The sequence below is a fragment of the Planktotalea sp. genome (assembly GCF_049680325.1).
Lineage (GTDB): Bacteria > Pseudomonadota > Alphaproteobacteria > Rhodobacterales > Rhodobacteraceae > Planktotalea.
In genome coordinates this window covers 1-9,498 of record NZ_JBAUHO010000025.1, presented here as the reverse complement: position 1 = coordinate 9,498, position 9,498 = coordinate 1, and the positions used below count along the sequence as shown (strand labels likewise).

11 protein-coding genes are annotated in these 9,498 nt (G+C 57.7%); 9 read left to right on the top strand and 2 right to left on the bottom strand.

Annotated elements, in window-relative coordinates; all coding sequences use genetic code 11:
* A partial coding sequence (locus WBC85_RS01420; RefSeq protein WP_424432900.1) for an aldo/keto reductase occupies positions 1–614 on the top strand: 614 nt, incomplete at its 5' end.
* Positions 614–1,231, top strand: a complete 618-nt coding sequence (locus WBC85_RS01415) for a methylated-DNA--[protein]-cysteine S-methyltransferase (protein WP_424432899.1) — start codon at positions 614–616, stop codon at positions 1,229–1,231. The genes WBC85_RS01420 and WBC85_RS01415, both read left to right, overlap by 1 nt.
* 30 nt (positions 1,232–1,261) lie before the next feature.
* On the opposite strand, the gene WBC85_RS01410 is transcribed toward WBC85_RS01415, so the two are convergent.
* Positions 1,262–1,426 carry a hypothetical protein gene (locus WBC85_RS01410; RefSeq protein ID WP_424432898.1) on the bottom strand — a complete coding sequence of 55 codons (165 nt, stop codon included), beginning with the start codon at positions 1,424–1,426 and terminating at the stop codon, positions 1,262–1,264.
* 195 nt (positions 1,427–1,621) lie between these two features.
* On the opposite strand from WBC85_RS01410, the gene WBC85_RS01405 reads away from it, so the two are divergent.
* Genes WBC85_RS01405 through WBC85_RS01390 form a run of 4 tightly spaced genes read left to right on the top strand, consistent with a single transcriptional unit; the run spans position 1,622 to position 5,293 of the window.
* Complete coding sequence (locus WBC85_RS01405; RefSeq protein ID WP_424432901.1) at positions 1,622–2,521, top strand: 3-keto-5-aminohexanoate cleavage protein; 900 nt, start codon at positions 1,622–1,624, stop codon at positions 2,519–2,521.
* A 10-nt stretch (positions 2,522–2,531) separates the two neighbouring features.
* Complete coding sequence (locus WBC85_RS01400; RefSeq protein ID WP_424432897.1) at positions 2,532–3,074, top strand: lipocalin family protein; 543 nt, start codon at positions 2,532–2,534, stop codon at positions 3,072–3,074.
* Between the two features lie 9 nt (positions 3,075–3,083).
* Positions 3,084–4,538: a carnitine 3-dehydrogenase gene (locus WBC85_RS01395; protein ID WP_424432896.1), complete on the top strand. Its 1,455-nt coding sequence runs from the start codon at positions 3,084–3,086 to the stop codon at positions 4,536–4,538.
* The gene (locus tag WBC85_RS01390) at positions 4,535–5,293 is read left to right on the top strand and encodes an SDR family oxidoreductase (RefSeq protein ID WP_424432895.1); all 759 of its coding nucleotides are present in this window, start codon (positions 4,535–4,537) and stop codon (positions 5,291–5,293) included. Before WBC85_RS01395 ends, WBC85_RS01390 begins: the two co-directional genes overlap by 4 nt.
* Here the strand turns inward: WBC85_RS01390 and WBC85_RS01385 are convergent.
* A complete protein-coding gene (locus tag WBC85_RS01385; RefSeq protein WP_424432894.1) occupies positions 5,290–6,474 on the bottom strand; it encodes an NAD(P)/FAD-dependent oxidoreductase in 1,185 nt (394 codons plus the stop codon). The two genes, WBC85_RS01390 and WBC85_RS01385, sit on opposite strands and share 4 nt — an antisense overlap.
* A gap of 216 nt (positions 6,475–6,690) precedes the next feature.
* Between WBC85_RS01385 and ftsW the strand changes: the two genes are divergently transcribed.
* The 3 genes from ftsW to WBC85_RS01370 form a co-directional block, all read left to right on the top strand.
* Positions 6,691–7,857, top strand: coding sequence for a putative lipid II flippase FtsW (ftsW, locus tag WBC85_RS01380; protein ID WP_424432893.1), 1,167 nt, complete (start codon positions 6,691–6,693; stop codon positions 7,855–7,857).
* The gene (locus WBC85_RS01375; protein WP_424432892.1) at positions 7,854–8,954 is read left to right on the top strand and encodes a UDP-N-acetylglucosamine--N-acetylmuramyl-(pentapeptide) pyrophosphoryl-undecaprenol N-acetylglucosamine transferase; all 1,101 of its coding nucleotides are present in this window, start codon (positions 7,854–7,856) and stop codon (positions 8,952–8,954) included. Before ftsW ends, WBC85_RS01375 begins: the two co-directional genes overlap by 4 nt.
* A gap of 29 nt (positions 8,955–8,983) precedes the next feature.
* Positions 8,984–9,498 (top strand): Mur ligase domain-containing protein (locus tag WBC85_RS01370; protein WP_424432891.1); only part of this gene is annotated, 515 nt, incomplete at its 3' end.

The window sequence follows — 9,498 nt, the reverse complement described above, 5'->3', positions numbered from 1 at the left end:
CCTATGATCCATCGACCCAAAACCGTCAGGAAACGCTCGATCACATGATCGAAACACTCGAAGCGTTGCAAGCAGCTGTGGATGCAGGGAAAATTCGTGCGTTTGGCCTATCCAACGAAAGCGCATGGGGCACCTCTGAATGGTTGCGTCTGTCCGAGGCAGGCCATGGCCCGCGCGTGGCGTCAATGCAGAACGAATACTCGCTTCTGTGCCGCCTCTATGACACGGATATGGCCGAGCTGAGCGTGAATGAAGATGTCGGCCTGCTGGCGTTTTCGCCGCTGGCGACGGGCTTGTTGACAGGGAAATACCAGAACGGTGCAATCCCCGATGGATCACGCCGCTCTTTTGTTGATGGCCTCGGGGGGCGCATTACCGATCGCGTCTGGCCTGCGGTTGATGCCTATCTCGCGATTGCGCAGAAACACGGGCTCGACCCCGTGCATATGGCGCTGGCATGGTGCCGCACACGTCCCTTTATGGCCTCTGCCATTTTCGGCGCAACGCGCACTGCGCAGCTGGAACACGCGCTCAAAAGTGTTGACGTTACTCTCGGCCAAGAGGTCTTGGACGATATCACCCAAGCGCATCGTGCCCATCCAATGGTCTATTGATGGAACAACTGGGCTTTAATCTTGGGGCAGAGCCTTTGCCCGAAGTCGCGCCCGCGTTCAAAGGGGCTGCTGATTTCGCGCGGCACCTGAATGGATGGCTCGGTGCATCGCAAAAGGCGGCCAAACTGTTCGCCCATCCAATCGAAACACCGCTCGGGACGATGGTGGCGATCTGCGATGCCACGCATCTGCACCTGCTGGAGTTTGCAGACCGTAAAGAACTGCCCAAAGAGCTTGCCAAACTTGCGGCACATGTTGGTGTGATCGCGCCGGGGCAATCCAAAGTGACGCGTCAGGTGCAAGAGCAACTCGCACGTTACTTTGCAGGCAAACTTAAAGACTTCGATCTGCCCTTGGCGCTGCATGGCACAGAGTTCACGACATCGGTCTGGCGCGCGCTGCAAGCCATACCATATGGCGAAACCCGCAGCTACGGCGCGCAGGCCGAAGCGCTTGGAAACCCGACCGCGACCCGCGCCGTCGCCCGCGCCAACGGATCAAACCAGATCGCTATTGTTATCCCGTGCCACCGCGTCATTGGCGCTGATGGCGCGCTGACGGGCTATGCTGGCGGGGTCTGGCGCAAGCGCGCATTGTTGGAGCTGGAAGCGGGGTAACGCGGGCGAGTGCCCGTTTCTAACGGTGCATCAAGCCCCGTAAACGGCCTTGCGCGCGATTTCTTTGATATCACCGTAGTAGATATCCAGATCCAGCATCTGATGGCGGCTCAGTGTTTCAAGCTCGGTCACAGTTTCACGGTATTTAGCGGCCTTCGCAGCGCGCTGTTTCATAGTTTCAATCAAGGTCATCATAGCCTTGTCCTTTCTTTTTCTTTTCATCCTCCCGATATCGCTACGCTGTTAGCGCTAAACAAGCCGTGCAAAACGCATGCCTGCAATGCACGTGGCGCATCGCGACACGCGCCGTCGCTTTTTCGCTTTCGCACAATCCCAATTCGCGGCAACGTGGCGCAAACACGTTAAGGAGTCCGCATCGTGCCACTCACCATGAACCGCGAAGTATTCATCACCGCTGCCATCACCGGTTCTGGCGGCACGCAAGACCGCAGCCCGCATGTGCCGCGCTCGCCCCAGCAAATAGCAGACAGTGCGATTGACGCAGCAAAAGCGGGGGCCGCCGTCGTGCATTGCCATGTGCGTGATCCTGAAACGGGTGCGCCCTCGCGCGATCTCGCGCTTTACCGCGAAGTTACCGATCGTATTCGTGCATCAGAGGTGGACGTCGTCCTGAACCTGACCGCAGGCATGGGCGGGGACATCATCTTTGGCAACACGGAATCTCCGTTCCCTACAGTTGCAGGCACCGACATGGTCGGCGCAACCGAACGTGTCGCGCATGTGGCCGAATGCCTGCCTGAAATCTGCACGCTGGATTGCGGCACGATGAACTTCGCAGAAGCCGATTACGTCATGACCAACACCCCCGGCATGCTGACAGCAATGGGCACGATGATGACCAAGCTGGGTGTCAAACCAGAAATCGAGGCCTTCGACACAGGCCACCTGTGGTATGCCAAGCAACTGGTCAAGGACGGCGTCCTTGAAAGCCCCGCACTCGTGCAGCTTTGCATGGGCGTACCTTGGGGCGCACCCGATGATCTAAACACCTTCATGGCGATGGTGAACAACGTGCCCGACGACTGGACCTTCTCTGCGTTTGGCCTAGGTCGTAACCAGATGGCCTATGTGGCAGCCGCTGTTCTGGCAGGGGGCAATGTGCGCGTCGGGCTAGAGGATAACCTCTGGCTGGATAAAGGCGTGCTTGCCACCAACGCACAGCTTGTAGAGCGCTCTGTCACGATTATTGAAAACATGGGCGCGCGGGTGATCGGACCAGAAGAAGTCCGCGCCAAACTCGGCCTGACCAAGCGCGCTCCTAAATCATAAGGAGCGCATCATGCGCAAAATCACAGCACTGCTGAGCACTCTCATGGCGCTGCTTGCAGCCTTGCCCGCAAATGCCGAGCGTTACCGCGATCGTTCAGTTCCGATGGCGAGCGTCGCCGCGTTGGATCTCAATCGCTATCTTGGCAAATGGTACGAAATCGCACGCTTTCCCAATCGGTTCGAAAAGGGCTGCGTGGGCGTCACAGCAGAATACTCCCTGCGCACGGACGGAGACATTCGCGTCCTGAACACATGCCGCAAGGGCGCTCTGGACGGGCCGGTTGAACAGGCCGATGGCAGCGCGCGGCTTGAAGGGCCAGGTCAGCTTTCCGTCACGTTCGTGCCTTGGCTGCCTTTTGCGCGCGGCGATTATTGGGTGCTTTATGTCAGCCCGGGCTACGACCTTGCGGTGGTCGGTGCGCCTAAAGGAACGACAGGTTGGATACTTGCCCGCACGCCGGAAATCAGCGCGCAAAAGCGGCAGGTGGCAGAAGGCATTCTGACTAAAAACGGTTACGATATCAACAAATTAGAAGACGTTCTTCAGAAGTAGGATCACATTATGACGAAGCAGGCAGCAATCATTGGTGGCGGCGTAATCGGCGGCGGTTGGGCTGCCCGCTTTTTGTTAAGCGGATGGGACGTGCGTGTCTTTGATCCCGACCCCGAGGCCAAGCGAAAGATTGGCGAAGTGCTCGCAAACGCGCGCCGCTCGCTCCCGGGCTTGTTCGAAACCGCGCTGCCCGAGGAAGGCAGTCTCAGCTTTCATGACACGCTGGAAGAGGCGGTCAGCGGTGCAATCTGGGTGCAGGAAAGCGTGCCCGAGCGGCTCGATCTCAAGCAGAAGGTCTACACGTCCTTGATGGAGCATTGTGCTCAAAGTGCAGTCATCGGCTCTTCGACCTCCGGCTTCAAACCGTCCGAACTTCAGGAAGGCACAGCGCGCCCTGAACAGATCGTCGTCGCCCATCCGTTCAACCCCGTCTACCTGCTGCCGCTGGCCGAACTGGTGACAACCGAAAAGAACACGCCGGATGTCATTGCAAAAGCCAAGGAAATTCTAAGTGCAATCGGCATGCACCCGCTGCACGTCAAAAAAGAAATCGACGCTCACATTGCTGATCGCTTCCTAGAAGCAGTCTGGCGCGAGGCGCTTTGGCTCGTCAAGGACGGCATAGCCACAACCGAAGAAATCGACGACGCAATCCGCTATGGCTTTGGCATTCGCTGGGCGCAGATGGGCCTGTTCGAAACTTACCGCGTCGCGGGCGGCGAGGCGGGGATGAAGCATTTCATGGCCCAATTCGGCCCCGCGCTTCAATGGCCGTGGACAAAACTGATGGACGTGCCCGAGTTCACGGACGAGCTTGTCGATCTGATCGCGGGCCAGTCGGACGCGCAATCGGGTCACCATTCCATCCGCGAGCTTGAGCGCATTCGCGACAACAATCTCGTCGCCATGATGCGTGCATTGAAAACGCAGGATTGGGGTGCAGGCGCGCTTTTGAATGCGCAGGACAAACACCTTGGCGCGAATGCGCCCGAAATCGACGAAACCCGGCCCATTGTCACCGTGCGCCGCGCCATTCCGCTCGATTGGACCGATTATAACGGCCACATGAACGAAGCGCGCTATCTACAGGCCTTTTGCGATGCGACAGACCGTTTGATGGAAATCATCGGTTGTGACGCGGAATACATCTCGACAGGCGGGTCATACTTTACTGCCGAAACCCACATCCGCCACCTCGACGAAGTCCACGCAGGCGCACGGATCGAGGTCCGCACGCAGGTCTTGCTGGGCGAGGGCAAGAAGATGCAGCTTTGGCACGAAATGTATGAGGGCGAGCGCCTGCTCGCCACGGGCGAACATATGCTCATCCACGTCGACCTTGAAACGCGCCGCCCATCCATACCAGGGCCATCAATCAAGGCGAACCTGACACGTATTGCAACGGCCCACGCAAACCTATCCAAACCCGCGGGAATAGGGGCATCTGTTGGTGTGCGCGCATGAAAACTGCGCTCATCACCGCCGGGGCAAACGGCATTGGCAAGGCCATGGCGCTGGCCTTTGAAGACGCGGGATTCAACGTCTGGATAACGGACGTTGATGAAAATTCGCTTAACGCTTGCCCGAAGAACTGGCAGCGCAGCGTGGTTGATGTGTCAAATGAACCTCAAATGATGCAGCTCTTCGCTGATATCAAAGCGCAATGGGGTGCGCCCGATGTGGTCTGCGCCAATGCTGGTATCGCAGGGCCAACCGCAAAAATCGAAGACGTGGACCTCACCGACTGGAACGCCTGCCTTGGCATCACCCTTGGCGGTGCTTTCCTGACGGCGAAATACGCCGCACCTTTGATGAAGGCGCAGGGGCAGGGTGCAATGATCCTGACCTCCTCTACCGCGGGTCAGCACGGCTACCCCAATCGCGCACCCTATGCGGCGGCGAAATGGGGCGTGATCGGCTTGATGAAAACCCTCGCGATGGAGCTTGGACCACATGGCATCCGCGTCAACGCGATCTGCCCAGGAGCCGTCGAGGGCCCGCGCATGGAAGGCGTGTTAGAGCGTGAAGCCAAGGCCAAAGGCATGACCCGCGATCAGGTCTACAAAGGCTATGCTGGCGGGACGTCCATGGGGTCTTTTGTAACGGCAGAGGATATCGCTCATATGGCTGTCTTTCTGGGCGGTGAGGGCGCACGCCTTGTCTGTGGCCAGGTCATCGCCGTTGACGGGCATACCGAAAATCCGGATCCGAAAATCTAGTCTAGCCTAGCTGCAATCGCAGTCCCGGCGGCCCATCCGCTGGACCATGCCCATTGGAAATTATATCCGCCTAACCAACCTGTTACATCCAATGCTTCACCTATCACATAAAGTCCGCTTTGCGCCTTCGCCTCCATGGTTTTCGACGAAATACCATCGGTATCAACGCCGCCCAAGGTAACCTCTGCTGTGCGATACCCCTCGCTTCCCGTCGGGCGCTGCTCCCAACTGCGAAGCTGATCGCAGAGCGCCTCCAGTGCCTTGTCGGATTGATCCCCGATGCGCCCGCTGATGGCGAATTCCTGCATCAGATGTTGCACCAGACGCGCCGGAAAACGCTGCGTCAGAACGGTGCTCACATCACGCTTGCCTTGCTCGGTGCGCGCGCTGCGCAGCTGCTCGAACAGGGTGCCGCTTGGGTCAATATCCAATGTAACACTGTCGCCCTCTTTCCAATAGGACGATGCTTGTAAAATCGCAGGTCCCGACAATCCGCGATGGGTGAACAGCACAGCCTCATCAAAACCCGTACCGCCCGCCGTAACCCTTGCAGGAACCGCAACGCCGGAGATCGGCGCATAGCGCTGATCGGAAAACGTTAGCGGCACAAGGGCGGGGCGCGTCTCTGTGATCTTTAGAGCGAACTGGCGCGCAACATCATAGGCATAACCGCTTGCGCCCATCTTCGGGATCGACTTGCCGCCACTGGCCAACACCAAATTGCGCGCGCTTACTTCAGCAAGCGCCCCGTCACGTTCAATGCTCAAAACATAGCGCGATCCATCAAAACGAACCTCGCGCACAGAACTTTGCAACCAAAGCTGCGCACCAACCTTTGTCATTTCATCCAGAAGCATGGCAACAATCTGCTTGGCGCTGCCATCGCAAAACAGCTGGCCCAAAGTCTTTTCGTGCCAGTCAATCTTGTGCCGTGCGATCAGATCAAGAAAGTCCCATTGCGTATATCGCTTTAACGCCGATTTGCAAAAATGCGGGTTTTTCGAGATAAAATTAGCCGAAGAGGTTCCCAAATTTGTGAAATTGCAACGTCCGCCGCCAGAAATGCGGATCTTCTCACCTGCGGCTTTAGCGTGATCGACAACCAACACCTGCCCGCCACAATGGGCGGCGCACATCATTCCCGCAGCGCCTGCACCAATGATTACGGTGTCAAATTCCATACAAAACCACCTCAAGAAGAATCCTGTCTTCCTCTCTCTCACAAATATCCCCGCCGGAGGCAAACCGCATGGCCCACGGCCATGCTAAAAAAGCATGCCGCCCCGCGGCATTCCGCTTAATCGCAAAGAACACTGGCAATCGAATCACTGATTCGCTACATTGCCCCCAGATCCTGAATAACAGGACATACTCGAGGCAACGATCAGCGGTGATCTATGACAGAAATGGTCTATGGCAGCGTCCCTGTGCGGGATGGCGAGCCGGTGCTGCCGAAATGGTGGCGTACAGTCGACAAATGGTCGATGTCGTGCATTCTCATCCTGTTCGGGATCGGCATTTTGCTTGGTCTTGCGGCGTCGCCGCCTTTGGCTGCGAAGAACGGATTTGATCCGTTCCACTATGTTCAAAGGCAGGCTTTCTTTGGCGGGCTCGCGCTCACGGCGATGTTCATCACCTCGATGCTTAGCCCTGTTGTTGTGCGCCGCCTTGCGGTTCTTGGCTTTCTGTTTGCCTTTATCGCGCTGATTTTACTTCCGTTTTTTGGTACGGACTTCGGTAAAGGGGCAACGCGCTGGTATTCACTGGGCTTTGCTTCGGTGCAGCCTTCGGAATTCCTCAAGCCCGGTTTTATCGTTGTTGCCGCTTGGATGATGGCCGCCTCGCAAGAGATCGGCGGACCGCCCGGGCGGCTTTGGTCCTTTATGCTGACCGTGACAATCGTGCTGATCCTCGCGATGCAGCCTGATTTCGGTCAGGCTTCGCTGGTGCTGTTTGGGTGGGGCGTCATGTATTTCGTGGCCGGTGCGCCGATGACGCTGTTGCTCGGGATGGCAGGGCTGGTCGTTGCTGGCGGTATGCTTGCCTACAACAGTTCTGAACATTTCGCGCGCCGCATCGACGGCTTTCTGTCCACAGATGTGGATCCGACGACACAACTGGGGTACGCAACCAACGCTATTCGCGAGGGCGGGTTCTTTGGCGTCGGCGTGGGCGAGGGGGAAGTCAAATGGTCCCTTCCCGATGCGCATACAGATTTCATTATCGCGGTTGCCGCTGAAGAGTACGGGCTGATTTTGGTTCTTTGTATTATCGCAGTTTACGCCAGCATCATCGTACGCTCGCTGCTGCGTTTGATGCGCGAACGTGATCCCTTCATCCGTCTCGCAGGCACAGGCCTGGCTTGCATGTTCGCAGTTCAGGCGATGATTAACATGGGCGTTGCGGTTCGCCTGCTGCCTGCAAAGGGCATGACATTGCCATTCGTCAGCTACGGCGGCTCTTCCCTGATCGCGGGGGGGATTGCAGTCGGCATGCTTTTGGCCTTTACCCGCACGCGGCCGCAGGGCCAAATCGGGGACATTCTTCGGGGACGTACAAGATGAGTGATAAAGCGCCGCTTCTTGTTATCGCGGCAGGTGGAACGGGGGGGCATATGTTCCCCGCGCAAGCACTGGCAGAAGTCATGCTTCACAAGGGCTGGCGGGTGAAACTCAGCACCGATGCGCGCGGCGCGCGTTATACGGGCGGCTTTCCACATACTGTAGAGATCGAACAGATCGCCAGCGCAACATTTGCGCGCGGCGGTCTTTTGGCCAAGCTGGCTGTGCTCCCGCGTATTGCGGGCGGTGTCCTCAGTTCGGTCTTCAAGATGCTGGGCGATAAGCCTGCTGTCGTTGTCGGCTTTGGCGGCTACCCATCCATTCCCGCGCTTGCGGCGGCAACCATTTTGCGCCGCCCGCGAATGATTCACGAACAAAACGGCGTGCTGGGCCGGGTCAATCAGGTCTTTGCCAAACGTGTAGATAGCATTGCCTGCGGCACATGGCCCACAACTCTGCCCGACGGTATCGAGGGGTTTCATACTGGCAATCCGGTGCGTGCGAGCGTGCTCGAGCGTGCCGGTGCTGGCTACATCCCGCCCGGTGATTATCCGATGAGCCTTTTGGTAATGGGCGGCTCGCAAGGGGCGCGCATTCTGTCTGATGTTGTGCCACCCGCAATTGCCGCGCTGCCGATGGACATTCTGCAAAACCTGCGCGTGTCGCACCAGGCGCGCGACGAGGACGGGCAGCGCGTTGCGCAGTTTTATGCAGATCACGGCATCAGTGCCGATGTGCAGCCCTTTTTTCATGATGTGCCAACCCGCATGAGCGAAGCACAACTGGTTATTTCCCGCGCTGGCGCGTCTTCTGTTGCAGATATCTCTGTCATTGGTCGCCCTTCGATCCTTGTTCCTTTCGCAGCTGCAACCGCCGATCATCAAAGCGCCAACGCGCGCGGATTGGTTGAGACAGGCGGCGCGATCCTGATCCCTGAAAGTGCCTTTGATGTTGACGCTTTGAGCGAGCAACTTGTGATGGTGCTGTCCAATCCTGCGGGTGCCGAGCAAATGGCGCAGGCCGCGCTGTCATGTGGCAAGCCTGACGCGACCCAACAACTTGTTGCGCTGGTGGAGCACCTCGCGACAAAGACCAAATGAAAGATCTGACGATGAACGCAGCCCAAACCATGAGCCCACCCACCAAACTTCCCGGCGATGTTGGTCCGATCCATTTTGTTGGCATCGGTGGCATTGGCATGTCTGGCATTGCAGAAGTTCTGCTGAACCATGGCTATGTTGTCCAAGGCTCTGATCTGCGTACATCGCCGATCACGGATCGTCTGGAAAAGCTGGGCGGACATATTTTCGTGGGTCAAAAGGCCGAAAATCTGGAAAGCGCAGAGGTCGTCGTGATCTCCTCTGCAATCAAGCCGGGCAATCCCGAACTGGACGAGGCGCGCCGCCGTGGCCTGCCTGTCGTGCGCCGCGCTGAAATGCTGGCGGAACTGATGCGCCTTAAGCTGAACATTGCAGTTGCAGGTACGCACGGCAAAACCACGACAACGACGATGGTTGCGACTTTGCTTGATGCGGGCAAGTTTGACCCGACCGTTGTGAATGGCGGCATCATTCATGCATATGGCTCGAACGCGCGTATGGGGCAGGGCGAATGGATGGTTGTGGAAGCGGATGAAAGCGACGG